This window comes from Stenotrophomonas sp. SbOxS2, assembly GCF_013416715.1.
Classification (GTDB): Bacteria; Pseudomonadota; Gammaproteobacteria; order Xanthomonadales; family Xanthomonadaceae; genus Stenotrophomonas; species Stenotrophomonas lactitubi.
Window position 1 is genome coordinate 255924 of record NZ_JAAVXD010000001.1, and the last position, 17857, is coordinate 273780.

Consider the following 17857-nt stretch of genomic DNA (forward strand, 5'->3'; position numbering starts at 1 on the left):
GAATACGTATGCAGCTGGACGCAGCCGACAGCCCCGCGTCTACCATGGGGCCAGGGCACCTTGAGGGAGGTGCCGCGCCCGCACGCCGGCAACGGCAGTGCGGACCCACAACGGTGCAGAGAGGGAGGGAGGTCGACGGGCGCAAGCCGGTCTGCCGCTTCGATGCTGAAGATCATTTGCCTGACCGCTGCCCTGGGGGCAGCGCTGGGGACGACCGCGCACGCGGCCGACCTGACATTCGACGGCCGCCAGGCGCGCGCCGAAGCCGCTGCCAAGGGCAGCTTCATCCTGCATGCGCCCAAGGGCGAGGTGCGCATCGCCGCCGCGCCCATGCGCAGCCAGACCGGCAGCGTGATGTTCGACGCACTGTTCGCATTGGCCCAGCAGGAAATGGACCAGGACCGGGTGGACGCCATCCGCGATCCGGCCTTCGATGAAGGCCGCCCGGTACCGTGCGAGTGCTTCCAGACCGGCGCGCGTTGGCCATACGTGTGGACGCGTGATGTCAGCTTCGCTGCCGACCTGGCGCTGGCCAAGCTGGACCCGAAGCGCACCCGGCAGTCACTGCAGTTCAAGTTGTCGGCGGCGCGCGACGGGCATACGCCGGGCCTGTTCGTGGCCCAGGACACCGGCTCCGGCGGCAGCTGGCCCATCAGCAGCGACCGCGTGGTGTGGTTCCTGGCCGCACGCCACCTGCTGGATGATCCGGCGTTTGCCGAGCAGGTCTGGCAGGCGCTGCAAGGCACGCTGGCGCAGGACCGGGCGATGGTGTTCGACGCGCAGATGGGCCTGTACCGCGGCGAGACCTCGTTCCTCGACTGGCGCGAGCAGACCTATCCGGACTGGACACGCGAGAACGTGCGCTTCATCGGCGACTCCTACGCACTGTCCACCAACGTGCTGCATTACCAGGCGCTGCGCCTGGCGCAGCAGATGGCCGCGCAGCTGGGCGACGAACGCAGCGAACAGTACAAGGCCTGGGCCGACGCACTGGCGGTGCAGATCGACGCACGGTTCTGGCGTGAAGACATGGGCCAGTACATGAGCTACATCGGCGAAGCGGCGCACCCGGTGCCGTACGCCAAGATCGATCTGCTTGGCCTGTCGCTGGGCATCCTTGCCGACGTGCTGCCTGCTGAGCGCGCGCGCCGGGCGCTGGCGGGCTATCCGATGGGTGCTGCCGGCAGCCCGGTGGTTTGGCCGCAGGAAGCGCAGCAGCCGATCTACCACAACCGCGCGATCTGGCCGTTCGTCAGCGCCTACTCGCTGCGCGCGGCGCGCAAGGTGGACGACGCGCCACGCATCGCCGCCGAGATCCGCTCGTTGATGCAAGGGGCGGCGTTGGCCGGTTCCAACATGGAGAACTACGAGCTGGTCACCCAGGCCGTGCACGTGGACGAAGGCGCCTTGAGCGGCCCGGTGGTCAATTCCGAGCGCCAGCTGTGGTCGGTGGCCGGCTATCTGTCGATGGTGACCGAGGGTGTGTTCGGCGTGCAGGACGATGGTCGCGTGCAGCCCAAGCTGCCGGCCGAGCTGGTGCCGGAGCTGTTCGGAAAGCAGAAGCGGATCAGTCTGGACGCGGGCGGCAAGCGCTATGTGCTGGAGCGCCCGAAGCAGGTGGGTGCTGGCTTGCTGGTCGCGGGAAAGACGCGCACGCGTGGTGCCACGACGACCGTGCAGCTGGTCGCCGCGCCGGCAGCGGCGAGCCATGATGTGCCGCGTGCCGATGCCAATGCACGTGCGCCGGCCACGCCGCTGGCGCCGCAGGCAAAGCGCAACGGCAAGGGCTGGACCGTCGCAGTCGCCGCCGGACAGGTGCTTTGGCAGGACGGTGTCGCGGCCTCTGCCAGCAAGGGGCAGGTGCGCGTCGGTGATGACGGACTGCAGCACTGCCTGAGCCTGACCCGTCGCGAAGGTTCGCTGGAATCACTGCACAGTCCGATGGTCTGCGTCGGCCCGCAGCAGGTGCTGCGTGGCAGCCGGCAGTGGCAGTTCAACGCCGCCAAGGCGGGCCACGTGCGCTTGCGCCTGCAGTACAGCAACCCGAACGGCCCGATCAACACCGGTGTGACCGCGGCGGTGAAACAGCTGGCCGTGCAGTGCAAGGGCCAGCCGCCGCAGCGGCACACGGTGGCTCTGCCGCACAGCGTGGCGGCGCAGGATTCGACCGCTGCAACCTTCGCGGTGCCCAAGGGCCGCTGCACGGTGACCCTGGAAGAGGGCTTCAACATGAGCGCGCTGCAGCACTTCGCGCACTACACCGGCGGCAAGGGCGGGCGTGATGGCGTGCTCAACCAGGCCCAGGTACAGGCGCTGAAGATGGCGCCGGTGGCGGCAACAGAGGACGCACGATGAGTCGTCCTGCAAAGCCGCAGTTGTCGTTCTGGCAGATCTGGAACATGTGCTTCGGCTTCCTTGGCATCCAGTTCGGTTTTGCCCTGCAGAACGCCAACGCCAGCCGCATCTTCGAAACACTGGGTGCGGACATGGAGGCGGTGCCGGGGCTGTGGATCGCCGCACCGCTGACCGGCCTGCTGGTGCAGCCGGTGATCGGCTACCTGTCCGACCGCACCTGGACGCGCTGGGGACGGCGCCGCCCGTTCTTCATGATCGGCGCGGTGCTGACCACGCTGGCCCTGCTGGTGATGCCGAACTCGCCAACGCTGTGGATCGCGGCCGGCACGCTGTGGGTGCTGGACGCCTCGATCAACGTATCGATGGAGCCGTTCCGCGCCTTCGTCGGCGATCAGCTGGCCCCGCGGCAGCGCCCGGCCGGCTATGCGATGCAGAGCTTCTTCATCGGCGTCGGCGCGATCGTTGCCAGCTTCCTGCCCTTCATCCTGGCCCACTTCGGCGTTGCCAACACGGCAGCGGCGGGCGAGGTGCCCGATACCGTGCGCTATGCGTTCTACTTCGGCGCGGTGGTGCTGCTGGCGGCGATCACCTGGACGGTGGTCAGCACACGTGAGTATTCGCCCGACGAGCTGGCCAGCTTCGATGACGCCGAACCCCCGGCGCACCACGCCGGCACTGCGGTCACCGGCCCTGCGCCGTGGGCGCAGGTTGCGCTGTGGCTGGGGCTCGGCGTGCTGCTGGCGGCGCTGATCGCGTGGCGCCAGGGTGACAAGATGCTGTACGTGCTGGCCGGCCTGTGCGCGGGCTACGGCGGACTGCTGGCGGCGGCGCGGGTACTGCCGGGCACGCACATGCTGGCCGCCATCGTCGGCGACCTGCGTGCGATGCCGATCACCATGCGCCGCCTGGCCTGGGTGCAGTTCTTCTCGTGGTTCGCTCTGTTCGCGATGTGGATCTTCACCACGCGCGCGGTGGCTGGCATGCACTTCGGTTCCACCGACGTCGAGTCGGCGGCCTACAACGAAGGCGCCAACTGGGTCGGCGTGCTGTTTGGGGCCTACAACGGCTTCGCCGCACTGGCCGCACTGCTGATCCCGCCGATGGTGCGGGCGATCGGGCTGCGCTGGAGTCATCTGGTCAACCTGTGGCTGGGCGGGGCAGGGCTGATCTCGATGATGTTCATCGACGATCCGCAGTGGCTGCTGCTGTCGATGGTCGGCGTGGGTTTTGCCTGGGCCTCGATCCTGTCGTTGCCCTATGCGCTGCTGTCGGACAGCGTGCCGGCGGCGAAAATGGGTGTGTACATGGGCATCTTCAATTTCTTCATCGTGATCCCGCAGCTGGTCGCGGCCAGCGCGCTCGGTTTCGCCCTGCGCGCATGGCTGGGGGGCCAGCCGATGCATGTACTGGTGCTGGGTGGCTGCAGTCTGTTGATTGCTGGCCTGTGCGTGTTGCGGGTTCCGTCCCGTCCGGAGGTGGTGTGATGCGTGGTGCCCTGTCTGTTGCTGTATCCCTTGTGCTGTTCGCTGGCCATGCTGCGGCTGCGCCACGCCCTGCCTATGTCGGCACCACCGAACCGTTCGCCAGCGACGCGGTGTATTTCGTGGTCACCGACCGCTTCGTCAACGGTGATCCGTCCAACGACCATCGCGACCAGGGCGGCAAGCACCGTACGTTCGATATCCCGGTGCCATGCCCGGACAAGGTGGACGGCAACATCGGCTACCTCGGTGGTGATTTCCGCGGTGTGCTCGACAACGCCGATTACATCCGCAACCTCGGTTTCGGTGCGGTATGGATCACCCCCATTGTTGACAACCCGGATGAAGCGTTCACCGGCAGCAAGCCGATCAGCTGCACCAGCACGCTGACCGACCGCGGCAAGACCGGCTACCACGGTTACTGGGGGATCAACTTCTACAAACTCGATGAACACCTGCCGAGCAGGGACCTGGACTTTGCCGGGTTGACCAAGGGCCTGCACGGCGCCGGCCTGAAGGTGGTGCTGGACATCGTCGGCAACCACGGGTCGCCGGCCTGGACCATGCCGAAGCGGCAGCCGCAGTTCGGCCAGATCTTCGACAAAAACGGCGCGCTGATCGCTGACCACCAGAACCTGCCGCCGCAGAAGCTGGACCCGAAGCACAATCCGCTGCACGCGTTCTACAACAACATCGGTCCGGTCGACAGCAAGGACGGCTCGATCTTCGACGGCAACCTGGCCGAGCTGAGCGACTTCAACCAGGACAACCCGGCAGTGATGGACTACCTGGTGGGGGCCTACCTGCAGTGGACTGCGCAGGGCGTTGACGCGCTGCGCATCGACACCATCGGCTGGCTGCCGCATCCGTGGTGGCACGCGTTCGTCAACCGCATCCGCGCGCAGCATCCGGGCATGTTCATGTTCGGCGAAGCGTTCGACTACAACGCGGCCAGCATCGCCGAACACACCTGGCCTGCCAACGCCAATGTCAGCGTGCTCGACTTCCCGCTGCGCGGCGCGCTGGAACAGACCTTCGGCACCGCCGGCAAGGGGTTTGAAACCCTGTCCGAACCACTGCACCTGACCGGTGGCCCGTACGCCAACCCGTACGAGCTGATGAGCTTCTACGACAACCATGACATGCCGCGCCTGCAGGCCAGCGACAACGGCTTCATCGACGCGCACAACTGGCTGTTCACCGCACGTGGCATTCCGGTGGTCTATTACGGTTCGGAAACCGGCTTCATGCGCGGCCGTGCGGAACATGCCGGCAACCGCGCCTACTTCGGCCAGCCGCGGGTGGACGCCGCCCCGCAGAGCCCGATCTTCGCGCCGCTGCAGCGCATCGCCAAGCTGCGTGAGGCCACGCCGGCACTGCAGCGCGGCCTGCAGGTGAACGAACGTCTGCAGGGCGATGAAGCGGTGTTCTTCCGCGTGCTGCAGCACGCCGACGTAGCGCAGACTGCGCTGGTGCTGTTGAACAAGGGCGATGCCGCGAAGACCTTCAACGTGGACCGCTACCTGCAGGCCGGCACCTGGCGGGACGCGCTGGACGGCGGCGAGGTGAAAGTGACGGGGGCGCTGAAGGCTGACGTGCCAGCGCACGGGGTGAAGGTGTTCGTACTGGATGCGGCCGTGAAGCAGCCGGCGCTGCAGGCCGAACTGGACAAGGCCGTGGCCGACCAGCAGGCACGCGACCAGCGGCTTCGGAAACGGTAGTGCCGGCCGCTGGCCGGCAACCCCTGAAACCACGGCACCTGCAGGCGCCGGCCAGCGGCCGGCACTACCGGGATTGATCGCATCCGGCACAATAGGCACCCCCCTGATGCCGCGCCCGCACCGCCATGACCGACCTTGTCCCGCAGACCCCGATCGAAACCCTGCTCAAGGCCGCGATGGACGGGACAGTGCCGATCCGCGCGTTCATGGAGGCCTTTGTCGCCTCCGAGGTGGTGCTGCTGACCGGCAGCCTGGTCACCCCCGATGGCAGCGGCTTCGATCCGCTGCTGTTCGACAAGCAGGGCACCCTGCACGTAGCCGTGTTCACCGATTCGGCGCGGGTGGGCATCTACAGCCAGCAGGCCGAGCATCAGGTCCGCTGGCTGATGCTCGACGTCTTGCGTCGCGTGCCGGGCGGTTACGGTGTGGTGATCAATCCGGGTACCACGCTGGGCTTTGAGATCTCGCCCAGCGGCGTCGGCGAGATCCTGAAGGATTTCGCGCAGGGCTGACCGTTCTGTAGCGCCGGGCCGTCGGTCGTCTGCTTCCAATTGGCGGCCGTACGTGATCCTCTTGCACAACATAGGGATCGAGGCCTCGCCATGGAATTCAGGGTGCTACCCGCTGACGCGCCGGAAAGGCTGCAGCTGGCACAGTGGTACAACGCGCAATGGGGCCGGGACGCCGGCGTGTCGCTGGAGCAGGAACTGCAGCGGCTCAACCAGCCGCAGGATGCGGAAGGCTTTCCGCACCTGATCACAGCATTCGATGGCGGGCAGGTGGCAGGCGCGGTGCAGCTCAAGCGCCGGGAGATGCAGGTATTCCCGCAGTACGAGCATTGGCTGGGCAGTGTGTTCGTGGCCGACAGTCATCGTGGCCGCGGGCTGGCCAGCGGATTGGTCGAACAGGCTGCGGCGCAGGCGGTACGGATGGGCGTCTCGCATCTGTACCTGCAGACCGAAGCCCTGGATGGCGGCCTCTACGCGCGGATGGGCTGGACGCCCCTGCAGGAAGCCGACAGTCACGGCTATCGCGTACTGGTGATGGTACGGGAGCTGGGCGCATGACCGCCGCTTCGGTACACCATTCCCGCCTGGCGCTGGTCTTCCTGATCGGCGCCATCGTCGCGGCACTCATCGCCATGCCGCTGTTGCGTGCAGTCGGTTTCGTGCAGTGGCCGGTGTTCGTCATCGCCTGGCTGATCAACCTCGGGGCGGCCTGGCATCTGGGGCAATGGGCGCGGCAACAGGGCCGTTCACCCTGGGCGTTCGGGTTGCCGGCAGCGCTCGGTACCGTGGCATCGATCGTGATCTACGTGCTGCTGGCGGTGCTGGGGCCGAAGGCCGGTTCGCAGAGCCCCGCAGCGTAGCCGAGGGCGTCAACGGGGCAGCACGGCATCCACGCATGGCGTGGATGCGTTCCAGTAGATCCACGCCATGCGTGGATGCTTCCGCAAACGATGCCGGCCCACGGGCCGGCATCGTCGCTCACATTACATCGTCACCTTGCGCCGGTTGTCCTCGCTCACCCGGTCGATCAGCTTGTTGTACGGATCGAAGCCCGCCTCATCCGGCCTGGCATCCACCGTCACCGTGATCTTCGGCTCGCCCGTGGTGATGTGATGGCGCTGCAGGTACAGCACCTTCTGGTCATGTTCCTTGCCTGACGGACCATTGGCGAACACACCGATCTCGACCCAGTCATCCATCGTGCCGGCGGTCTCCTTGCCCCTGCCATCGGCGTACTGCTTGCTGGCATGCAATTCCAGGGTCACGTCGTAGCGTCCGTCGGCACGCTTGCGCGCGCTGGCGGCCAACACCCGGTTGTCGTAGAAGCTCATCTTCTCGAACAGGTCGGTGACCAGCTGCTGGCGGTCGGCGGGCGTTTCGGCGCGGAGGTAGGACAGCAGCTCCCGTGACGTAGTGTACGGCGGCTGCTGGTAGCCCTTGTCCTGCAGGAAACGCTTCAGGGCGCGGTTCAACGCCTCCTCGCCGATTTCCTCACGCAGCCGGTAGAACACCAGCGAGCCCTTCTGGTAGTGGATGTATTGCTGGTTCTCCACACGTTCCAACGGCAGCTCCTCGATGGCCTCACCGCCGCGCCCGGACAGGTAGCCATCCAGCTCGCGCTTGAGGAACTGGCGCATGTGCTGGCGACCGTACTCCTGCTCCATCACCATCAGTGCCGAATACTGCGACAGCGACTCGGACAACACGGTTGCACCTTGCACGTTGGCGCCGATCACCTGGTGTGCCCACCACTGGTGCGCGACTTCGTGGGCGGTCACGTAGAACACATAGTCCACCTTGTCCGGGTCGCGCAGGTCGGCGATGAAGCCGATCGACTCCGAATAGGGAATGGTGTTGGCGAAGGACTGGGCGAAGCGCTGGTAGCCCGGGAACTCGATGATGCGTACCTGGCGGTGCTGGTACGGAGTGAAGTTGGCTTCGTAGTAGGCCAGCGACTTCTGCACCGCGTCGATCATGCGGTCCACGTTGTAGCCATGGGCGGGATCGAAATACACCTCGATCGGGATGTCCTTGTACCTCGCCCGGCGAACCTCCCAGCGTGCCGACAGGTAGGCGTAGAAGTTCAGCATCGGCCGGTCCATCGCATAGCTGAAGCAGCGCCGCCCGTTCACCGTGGTCTCGTGCTGCAGGTAGCCCGGCGCCAGTGCCACCTGGTCCGGTGCCGTGCAGATGGTGCTGCGGAAGTCGAGCCAGTCGGCTTCGTTGGTGACGTAGTTGTTCGCGCGTGCGGCTTCGTCCTCCAGCTTGGGCATGCGCCGTGGCTCGCCGAGGTCACGCTTGCGCCGCTCGTTGCGGTCGCTGATCTCAACGCCTTCGTTGTAGCCGAAGGACGGCAGTACGCGGCTGTTGAAGAAACTGCCGTTGTCGACGATGTTGCTCGGCGCCTGATCCGCGGTGATGCCATGGGGCTGCTGCACCACACGGAAATGGATGCGGCGCTCTTCGCCCGGCTGCAACGGCGTGGCCAGGCGATAGATGCGGTAGCCAAGGTCGGCGTCGTGCATCGACAGCGTCTGTCCACCCAGGTCGACGGCCACCAGCTGTTTGTCGTCGGCCGTGGCCACGTGCACCTCCTGGATGGGCGCGGCGTGGGTATTGCGGATCGTCCAGTTGGCGTCGATCACCATCGACTGGGTTTCGGGATGCAGGTCCACCCGGTTGTCCACGGCGATGATGCGCGGCTGCGGCAGGTTGCGGTATTTCGACAGTTCGCGTTCGTAACGGGCCTGCAGGTCCAGCTGCTGGTCCGGTGAAAGGAAGTCGTTGCGGATGTTGGTGCTCCAGTACAGCCAGCTGCCTACCGCGATGAACGCGACGGCGGACAGCGCTGCCATCGCGCCGGTCGGGCCACGCAGGCGTCGCCCGGCCAGGGCAAGCCGCTGGCGCAGGCCCTGGCTGACGCCACGTACCCAGAATGCCGATGCCAGGCACATCAGTGCCAGCAGGAACAGCGCCCAGTAGCCCTGGAAGGCCAACTGTCCGGTCAGGAAATGGCCGTAGCCGTTCATGTCCGAATAGGGGGCAATCGGCCAGCTGCCGAAGTTGTAGATGTTCTGGGTGTAGTCGAGCATGCCCAGCACGCCTTGGCCGATCATCACCACGATCAGCAGCGCGTAGCCGAAGAACTTGTTGTTGGTCAGCACCTGCAGCACCAGCGCCAGACCGCCCATCAGCACGTACACGACCGAATCCAGCGCAAGGCTGCGCAGGTACAGCAGCGGTTCGAGATGGGTGTAGCCCTTGACCAGCTGCACGGCCATGGCTGCCAGCGCGCCGGCCGCCTGGAAGCAGGCGATCACCGCCAGCAGTGCGACGAACTTGGCCAGCAACGGCACCCAGTTGGGTACCGGCATCGCATCGTTCACCTCGTTGATGCGTGCGCCACGCTCCTTCCACACCAGCTCACCAGCGAAGAACAGCACGATGATGACCAGCAGCCAGCTGAAGGCGCCCTGCAGGGCCATGATCATCTGCGAGGTGACCGGCCAGATGGAGGTGCCGTACAGCGTCTGCCGGAACAGCGCGGACGGCAGGAAATTGGCTAGGCCCAACACCAGCAGCACGATGAAGGGCACGCTGCGCAGCACGCCGCGTGTATCGAAGCGCACCTGGCGCAGGAACTGCCGCCACGCGGTGCCTGTACTGAACACCGGCGTCACCCGCGGCAGCGCGGTCGTTGCCGGTCGCAGCGGCGCGGGATCGGCCGATGCCGCCGCCTGGCCGCGGCCCCAGCGCCGGCGGCCGCTGCCGCTGCGCTCGGTACGGAACAGGGCGAAGGTGGCTGCGAACAGCGCGGCGGCCACGGTCAGCCACAGCACCCGGTTGGCCAGCAGGTAGCCGGCCAGTTCCGGAATGCCGCTGTTGCGCTCTTCTGTGGACCAGTAGCGGATGGTGCGCGACAGCGCACGCATGCCCAATGGCTCGGTCAGCACCGCGATCCAGGTGTTGTCGATGTCGCGCAGCAGGGCGGCGCTGACGCCGTACAGCACGAAGTAACCGACCACGCCGATGTACACCCACAGGATCGAACGGGTGGTCACCGCCAGCAGCGACAGCAGTGCCGTGGTGAACAGCAGGTTGGGAATGACCACAACAGCGAAGGTCCAGGCATAGCCGGCCCAATTGGTGGGCCCCAGGCGCTCGGCATCGACCCAGGGCATGAACTGCGCCACCAGTATGCCAACGGCGATCAGCACGTATACCAGCAGGCCCGACACCAGCGCCGCGCCGATGCGCCCGGCCAGATAGTGGCGGCGTTTGATCGGGCTGGCGAAGATCAGTTCGGCCGTGCCCAGTTCGAAGTCACGCAGCAGCGCATTGCTGACAAACAGGGTGGACACCAGCATGCCGAGCAGGGTGAAGATGCCCAGCATCGAGGCGACGACGGTGGGGGCATTGCTGTGCACGTTGCCGCTGCCGCCCCCGATCTGCACCGCATCGCTGGACGCGGCGCCGAAGGCGAGCAGAGCGAACAGTGCGGCAAACAGCCACAGCAGCGGGGAACGCAGCTGCTCGCGCAGCTCGAACCGGAAGAAGTCGAGGGTCATGGTGTACTCCGATCAAGCTGCACGGGCACGCGCCTGCAGGCGCAGGCGCTGGAAATACACGTCCTCGAGATCGGGTGCGACCGGCGCGAAGCCATCGCCCGGGTCGCTGGCGCTGTGCACGTGGATCACCGGACGGCCCCCCACCAGGCGCGAGGACAGCACCGTGTAGCGCGCCTCATGGTCGGCCAGTTCGGAGGGGTCCACCTGCTTGCGCCAGACCTGCTGCTGCAACGCTTCGATCGCATCGGTGGGGCGGCCGGTCAGCAGCACCTGACCCTTGTTCATGATCGCCATGGTCGGGCACAGGTCGGTCACGTCCTCGACGATGTGGGTGGACAGGATCACCGCCACGTTCTCGCCGATGGCCGCCAGCAGGTTGAGGAAGCGGTTGCGCTCTTCCGGGTCGAGCCCGGCGGTGGGCTCGTCGACGATCACCAGGCGCGGGTCGCCCAGCAGCGCCTGGGCGATGCCGAAGCGCTGGCGCATGCCGCCGGAGTAGGTGCCCAGCTTGCGCTTGCGTGCATCCCACAGGTTCACCTGCTGCAGCAGGCCGTCAACCACTTCGCGGCGCTGGCCACGCTGGGTCAGGCCCTTCAGCACGGCGAAGTGTTCCAGCAGGTCCAGCGCGCTGACTTTCGGGTATACCCCGAAGTCCTGCGGCAGGTAGCCCAGGCGACGGCGCACGGCGTCCTTGTCGTGCAGCACGTCGATCGGTGATTCACCGGGAATGCTCAGGGTGGCACTGCCGCTGTCGGCCTCCTGCAGGGTGGCCAGGGTGCGCATCAGCGAGGATTTCCCCGCGCCGTTGGGCCCCAGCAGGCCGAACATGCCGCGGGGAATATCCAGGGTGACCCCGTTCAACGCGTGCACGCCGTTGGCGTACGTCTTGGACAGCGAATCGATCTTCAGCATGCGACGTACACCTTTCCGTGTGTTGATCTGCTGTTTATCGCGCTGAACGGGGGCCGCGTCATGCCCCTTTGGTCATGGTGCCGCCAGTCGTGGCCCGTCAGCGCAGCGCAGGGGGCTGGCTATACTCGCTCAGCCCAACGCGGAAAAGGACATCCGGTGCGCATCGCATTCTGGTTCAACTGGTTGCTGTTGATCTCGCTCAGTATCGGGTTGGTGCTGTCGCTGGCCGATTTCCGTACTGCCACGCACTACGCATCCGCACCGCTGTTGCTGGAACCAGGCACGCAGCTGGTGCTGGAGACCGAGCGGCTGTTGCCTGGTCGGCCGCAGCTGTCGTTGACGTTCCAGCGGCCGCCGCGCAGGTACGACCAGCCAGATCCCGTGCTCGGTGACTGGCAGAACAGCGAGCACGCTGGTTTTCTGCGCTTCCGCACGCCCGGCGAGCCGATCAGGCTGAAGGTCGAGCATGACGGGCGGCACGCGCTCTATCGGGCGATGCCGGTCAGTTCGCATGGCTCGGGCGAGGTGACACGCGAGTTCACGCCGGACGAACCCGGGTTACCGCCCAGCGATTTCCGGTGGCCGCCACGGACCCCGCCACTTACGCTGGGTGCCGGCGCCCTGCACCTGAAGATCACCGTTGTGGAGGTCGGGCCTGGCCTGCGCGGAGAAACCGCGACACTGGGCCTGGCGCCTGGCCTGCAGATGAAAGTGGCCGACGCCGACTACGGTTGGCTGCCGCTGCTGTTCTTCGTCAAGCAGGGGCTGCAGCTGCTGCTGGCGCTGTACGCGGTGCTGATGCTGGCGTGGAGCTGGCGCATAGGCCGCCTCCGGCGGCGGCGCAGGACGGGCGCCGTGAAATCTTCCTGAATGCGTTGGCATCGGTGCGCTGGATCACACAATGCGTCGACAGCGGCGCCGATACGCTCTGCCCCTCATACAGCGAAGTCAATGCGAGCGCGCATGCGGATCACAACCGGAATCGAAGGGCTGGACAGCATCATTGGCGGCGGGCTGCCGCAGGCGCGGCTGTACCTGCTCGAAGGGCCACCGGGTTCCGGCAAGACCACGCTGTCCCTGCAGTTCCTGCTGGAAGGCCTGCGACGCGGCGAGCGCTGCCTGTACATCACGCTCTCGGAAACGGCCGAGGAGCTGCGCGAAGTGGCGTTGGCCCACGGTTGGTCGCTGGACGGCCTGCACCTGTTCGAGCTGGGTACGGCCGAAGGGGCGATGGGCAACGGCCGCCTGCAGTCGGTGCTGCACTCGTGGGAAATGGAGCTGGACGAGACGGTCAACCTGATCATGTCCAAGGTGGACAGCATCGGGCCGACGCGCGTCGTGTTCGATTCGTTGTCGGAACTGCGCCTGCTGGCACAGGATTCGCTGCGCTATCGCCGGCAGATCCTCGCACTCAAGCAGTTCTTCGCGCCCAAAAGCGCGACGGTGTTCCTGGTGGACGACCTGACGTCCACCGGCGATGAGCGCGATGGCCAGCTGCACAGCCTGTGCCACGGCGTGCTGTCGCTGGAACGCCTGACCCTGGACTTCGGCCCTGCGCGGCGGCGGATGCAGGTGCAGAAGCTGCGGGGCGTCGATTTCGTTGCCGGCTACCACGACATGGTGATCCGTCGTGGCGGCGTGCAGATTTTCCCGCGCCTGATCGCCTCCGAGCATCACGGCCGGTTCGTCGGAACGCCCATCAGCAGCGGGGTGGACGAGATCGATCGGTTGTTGGGCGGTGGACCGCTGCGCGGTACCTCCACGCTGTTGACCGGTCCGGCCGGCAGCGGCAAGACCAACGTGGCACTGCAATACGTGTGGGCCGCCTGCGAGCGCGGTGAGCGCAGCTGCATCTTCGAATTCGACGAGCGGGTCGGCACGCTGCTGGCACGCGCCTCCGCGCTGGATATTGACCTGGACAAGCACCTGCGTTCGGGCCTGCTGGAAATCCTGCAGATCGATCCCGCGGAAATATCGCCCGGCGAGTTCTCCTGGAACCTGCGCAAGGCCGTGGAAGAACGCAACTGCAGCGTGCTGGTGATCGACAGCCTCAACGGCTATGTCACCGCCATGCCGCAGGAAAAACAGCTGATGCTGCAGCTGCACGAGATGCTGTCCTACCTGAACCAGAAGGGCGTGGCGACCTTCATGATCAACCCACAGCATGGGCTGGTCGGCACCATGTCCACCGGCAGCCTCAACGTGTCCTACATCGCTGATGCGGTGGTGCTGTTCCGCTTCTTCGAAGCCAAGGGACGCATCCGCAAGGCGATCTCGGTGATCAAGAACCGCGGCGGTGCGCACGAAGACACCATCCGCGAACTGAAGATCGACGGGCGCGGCATTACGGTCAGCGCCGCGCTGGCCGATTTCCAGGGCATCCTCACCGGTACGCCCGAATTCGTCGGCGACAGTGCGGCGCTGCTGGGCCAGTCCAATGTCCGATAGCGATGATGGCGGCACGGTTGTCCGCATCGTTGCTCCCTTCGGTCGCGATGCTGACAGCATTGCGGCGGTGCTGGCCAACGCGGGTCTGAAACCGCACATCGCCCCCGGTCTGGAGGTATTGGCCAGCCAACTCGATGACCGCACCGGGCTGGTGGTGGTGACCCAGGAAGCAGTGGCGCGCGACAGCGAAGCGTTGCTGCAGGCGCTGCAGCAGCAGCCGGCCTGGTCGGACATTCCGTTCATCCTGCTGCGCTCGGCGCGTTCCTACCGGCGTTCCACCCGCGAACCGCTGCTGCCCGGCTCGATCAACGTGGTGGAGATGGACCGGCCGCTGGGCAGCATGTCGCTGCTCAGCGCTGTGCAGGGTGCGCTGCGTGCACGCGCGAAGCAGTTCGTGGTGCGCGACCAGGTCACCGCATTGGCTGATGGCCGCGCGGCACTGGCGCGCAGCGAATCGGAGCTGCGCCTGATCGCCGACGCGATGCCGGTGCTGATCGCGTTCGTGGACCGCGCGCTGTGCTTCCGCTTTGCCAACAAGGCTTACGAAAGCTGGTTCGAACTGGCCACCGGCGATGTGATCGGCAGGCATGTGCGCGAGGTCATCGGCGAGCCGGTGTGGCAGCAGCGTCGGCCGGCGATGGAAGCGGCGTTGGTCGGCCGTGAGGCGGTGTTCGAGATCGTCTGGCCCCATCGTGTGTACGGGCGCCGGGACTGCGAAGTGCGTTACTCGCCACGCCGGGATGCCGATGGTCGCATCGACGGCTTCCATGTGTTCGTCACCGATATCACCGCCGCCAAGCTGGCCCTTGCCAGCAGCCAACAGCACGCGCACGCGCTGGAGGCGATGGTGGCCGAGCGTACCCGTGAGCTGGAAGCGCAGATGGCGGCACGCGAGGCCAGCGACGCCGCACTGCGGCAGTCGCAGAAGATGGAGGCGATCGGCCAGCTGACTGGCGGTATTGCCCACGACTTCAACAACATGCTGACCGGCATCCTGTCCGCGCTGGACATCGTGCGGCTGCGCCTGGATATGGGGCGGGTCGACGACCTCGAACGTTTCCTGGACACCGCCACCGCCTCGGCCCAGCGTGCGGCGGCACTGACCCAGCGCCTGCTGGCGTTCTCCCGGCGGCAGTCGCTGGATGCGCGGCCGGTGGAGATCAACACACTGCTGGTTTCGGTGCAGCACCTGCTGCACAGCACCCTGGGCGAGGCCGTGCGTATCCGCGCCGAGCCCTCGCCGCTGCCGTTGCACGCCACGCTGGACGCCAACCAGTTCGAGAGCGCGCTGTTGAACCTGGCCATCAACGCGCGCGATGCGATGCCGCACGGCGGTGATCTGACCCTGCGCGCATCGGCGGTCAGCGTTCGCCAAGGTCAATACACCGCCGTGCCTGCTGGCGACTACGCGATGGTGGCGGTGGCCGATACCGGTGCCGGCATGGCGCCGGAAGTGGTGGAACGCGCGTTCGAGCCCTTCTTCACCACCAAGCCCATCGGCAAGGGCACGGGCCTGGGCATGTCGATGGTGTACGGCTTCATGCAGCAGTCCGGCGGCCATATCGCGATCCAGTCCAGTCTGGGCGAGGGGACGACGGTGCTGTTGTTCATTCCGTTGTCGGAAGCGGTGGCGGAGGACGAGCCTGCGCCCGCGCAGCCGATCCGGCGTGGTGCCGGCCAGTCCATCCTGGTGGTGGAGGATGACGAACAGGTACGGATGCTGGTGACGGTGGTGCTGGAAGACCTGGGGTATCACGCCCAGGTGGTGGGCGATGCCGACGCGGCGATCCCGATCCTGGCCTCGGCGCAGACCATCGATCTGCTGGTCACCGATGTCGGGCTGCCGGGGCTCAACGGCCGCCAGCTGGCGGAGATCGCGCGGCAATCGCGGCCAGCGCTGCCGATCCTGTTCATGACCGGCTATGCGGAAAAGGCACAGGAACGCGCGGCCTTCCTCGATGAAGGCATGGCGATGATCGCCAAGCCGTTCCTGCTGGATGAGTTCAGCATGGCGGTACGCACGGCGATGCCGGGCGGCGCGTAGTGGCGTAGGTCCTGTAGAGCCGAGCCCATGCTCGGCTGTCGTCGGACTAGCGTCTCACGCATGTTGCCGAGCATGGCTCGGCACTACAAAAGTGCTATGCGCGCAGCGACGACTCGCGCACCACCAGCTTCACCGGGATGCTCTGGCCTTCCACCGGCTGCCGGCCGATCAGCGCCAGCAGCTTCTCCACCAGCAGCTGGCCGGCCTGCTTGGTGTCCTGCTGCACGGTGGTCAGTGGCGGCGACACCGAGGCTGCCAGCGGGATGTCATCGAAGCCGGTCACAGCCACGTCCTGCGGCACCCGCAGGCCCTGCTCGCGCAGGGCGCGCACCGCGCCGATGGCAATCAGGTCGCTGGCTGCACAGACCGCGTCGATGGAACGGTGCTGGGCCAGCAGTGCCAGGCAGGCCTCATGACCCGATGCCTCGGTGGTGATCGCATCGTGCTGCAGCGCCGGGTCGGCGGCCAGCCCATGCGCACGCAGCGCTTCCACGTGGCCGCGATAGCGCTCCTGGAATTCCGGGTAGTGGCTGGAGGCATGGCCGAGGAACGCGATACGGCGGCAGCCCTGTTGCAGCAGGTGGGCGGTGATGTCATGCCCGCCCTGGAAGTTGTCGCTGCCGATCGACACCCCCGGCTGGCCGGGCAGGGCCGCGCCCCAGCGCACAAAGTGGGTGCCTTGCTCCACCAGCCGCTGCAGGCGGTCGCGTGACTCGTGGTAGTCGCCATAGCCGAGCAGGATGATGCCATCGGCCTTGTTGCTGTCTTCGTAATCGGCCTGCCAGTCGGTGGACAGCTGCTGGAAGGACACCAGCAGGTCCTGCCCGTGCAGCGCGCAGGCACGGGTGATCGAGCCCAGCATCGAGTGGAAGAAGGGGTTGATCAGCGAGTCGTCATTGGTTGGGTCCTCGAAGAACAGCAGGGCCAGGGTGCCGGCGTTGCGCAGGCGCAGGCTGGAGGCGTTCTTGTCGACCTTGTAGTTCAGCTCGCGGGCGATGCGCAGGATGCGCTCGCGGGTCTCGGCGTTGACCATCGGGCTGCCGCGCAGGGCCCGCGACACCGTGGGCTGGGAGACCCCGGCCAGGTGGGCGATGTCCAGGGAGGTGGCTTTGCCTTTGATGGTCATGGGGGCCGGAAGGGGGATGATCGGGGAATGATGCCATGGGTGGGCGGCGGTGCTGCTGGCCGGCGCTTGGCCCCGGCTGCCACACTGGGTGGCATCACCGTTGGAGCTGCGCTGTGACGTATCGCCTGTACCCGGTCGCCGATGACTTCGAGGCCCGCATCCGGATCCTGCGAGCTGATGAAGGCGGTCGCCTCAGCCCGCCGAGGAACGGCATCCGCTGGGATTTCGCCTACGCCGAGCGATCAGGCGAGCTGGAGCTGTTCATGATCTGGCCCGACTTCGTGCTGCCCAGCGGCGACAGCTGGGCCTGCGATGTGTCGCTGCCGGTTGACCAGATGCTGCTGGCGAGGATGTCGGTGCTGAATGACACGCTGCGGCTACAGGTCCATCGGCCACGGATCCGGCCTGGCCTGCGCTTCCACTGCCATGAGGGGCCGAAGGTGGTCGCGGTGGGGGAGGTCACCCGCATCACCGGCCTGGATCGGGCGCGGCCTGCCGGCGCCTGAGCCGCGCCTGCCGGACCTCGATCGCGGCTGGATCCGACGCAGATCCAGCGATTTCCCGACGGGGTGGGGCTGGCAGGAATGGTAAGATGACCCGTTCCGATATCCCCCATTCTCAACCGTGGGCGGTCCAGCGTATCGGCACCCCGCTGGGTGTGCTATCACTGGAGCAGCCCCGGACAACGGAAGA

General features: G+C 66.5%; 13 protein-coding genes. 10 read left to right on the forward strand and 3 right to left on the reverse strand.

All coding sequences use genetic code 11. The annotated features are described in order from the left end of the window. Positions 1-162: 162 nt before the first annotated feature. The 6 genes from HFK18_RS01280 (at position 163) to HFK18_RS01305 (ending at position 6926) form a co-directional block, all read left to right on the forward strand. The gene (locus tag HFK18_RS01280) at positions 163-2355 is read left to right on the forward strand and encodes a Six-hairpin glycosidase-like protein (RefSeq protein WP_180163827.1); all 2193 of its coding nucleotides are present in this window, start codon (positions 163-165) and stop codon (positions 2353-2355) included. Continuing rightward, positions 2352-3839 (forward strand): MFS transporter, encoded by a 1488-nt coding sequence (locus HFK18_RS01285; protein WP_180163828.1) that lies wholly within the window; start codon positions 2352-2354, stop codon positions 3837-3839. The genes HFK18_RS01280 and HFK18_RS01285 overlap by 4 nt, the downstream gene beginning before the upstream one ends. Beyond that, a complete protein-coding gene (locus tag HFK18_RS01290; RefSeq protein ID WP_180163830.1) occupies positions 3839-5557 on the forward strand; it encodes an alpha-amylase family glycosyl hydrolase in 1719 nt (572 codons plus the stop codon). Before HFK18_RS01285 ends, HFK18_RS01290 begins: the two co-directional genes overlap by 1 nt. 125 nt (positions 5558-5682) lie before the next feature. After that, the gene (locus tag HFK18_RS01295; protein WP_180163832.1) at positions 5683-6069 is read left to right on the forward strand and encodes an SseB family protein; all 387 of its coding nucleotides are present in this window, start codon (positions 5683-5685) and stop codon (positions 6067-6069) included. A gap of 90 nt (positions 6070-6159) precedes the next feature. Beyond that, positions 6160-6624 (forward strand): GNAT family N-acetyltransferase, encoded by a 465-nt coding sequence (locus HFK18_RS01300; protein ID WP_180163834.1) that lies wholly within the window; start codon positions 6160-6162, stop codon positions 6622-6624. Next, positions 6621-6926, forward strand: coding sequence for a hypothetical protein (locus HFK18_RS01305; protein ID WP_180163836.1), 306 nt, complete (start codon positions 6621-6623; stop codon positions 6924-6926). Before HFK18_RS01300 ends, HFK18_RS01305 begins: the two co-directional genes overlap by 4 nt. 123 nt (positions 6927-7049) lie before the next feature. On the opposite strand, the gene HFK18_RS01310 is transcribed toward HFK18_RS01305, so the two are convergent. Then, a complete protein-coding gene (locus tag HFK18_RS01310) occupies positions 7050-10634 on the reverse strand; it encodes a M1 family aminopeptidase (protein WP_180163838.1) in 3585 nt (1194 codons plus the stop codon). 12 nt (positions 10635-10646) lie between these two features. Next, on the reverse strand, positions 10647-11546 hold the full coding sequence (locus HFK18_RS01315) for an ABC transporter ATP-binding protein (RefSeq protein ID WP_180163840.1): 900 nt from the start codon (positions 11544-11546) through the stop codon (positions 10647-10649). Between the two features lie 183 nt (positions 11547-11729). Between HFK18_RS01315 and HFK18_RS01320 the strand changes: the two genes are divergently transcribed. The 3 genes from HFK18_RS01320 (at position 11730) to HFK18_RS01330 (ending at position 16038) form a co-directional block, all read left to right on the forward strand. Beyond that, positions 11730-12416 carry a hypothetical protein gene (locus HFK18_RS01320; protein WP_180163842.1) on the forward strand — a complete coding sequence of 229 codons (687 nt, stop codon included), beginning with the start codon at positions 11730-11732 and terminating at the stop codon, positions 12414-12416. Positions 12417-12497: 81 nt separating this feature from the next. Next, positions 12498-13994 (forward strand): ATPase domain-containing protein, encoded by a 1497-nt coding sequence (locus HFK18_RS01325; RefSeq protein WP_180163844.1) that lies wholly within the window; start codon positions 12498-12500, stop codon positions 13992-13994. After that, entirely contained in the window at positions 13984-16038 is a 2055-nt protein-coding gene (locus HFK18_RS01330) for a PAS domain-containing sensor histidine kinase (protein ID WP_180163846.1), read from the forward strand. The genes HFK18_RS01325 and HFK18_RS01330 overlap by 11 nt, the downstream gene beginning before the upstream one ends. Before the next feature lie 94 nt (positions 16039-16132). Here HFK18_RS01330 and HFK18_RS01335 read toward each other — a convergent pair whose 3' ends face one another. After that, entirely contained in the window at positions 16133-17164 is a 1032-nt protein-coding gene (locus HFK18_RS01335) for a LacI family DNA-binding transcriptional regulator (RefSeq protein ID WP_180163848.1), read from the reverse strand. 113 nt (positions 17165-17277) lie between these two features. Here HFK18_RS01335 and HFK18_RS01340 point away from each other — a divergent pair, with 113 nt between their 5' ends. After that, complete coding sequence (locus HFK18_RS01340; RefSeq protein WP_180163850.1) at positions 17278-17670, forward strand: hypothetical protein; 393 nt, start codon at positions 17278-17280, stop codon at positions 17668-17670. The last annotated feature ends 187 nt before the right edge of the window (positions 17671-17857 follow it).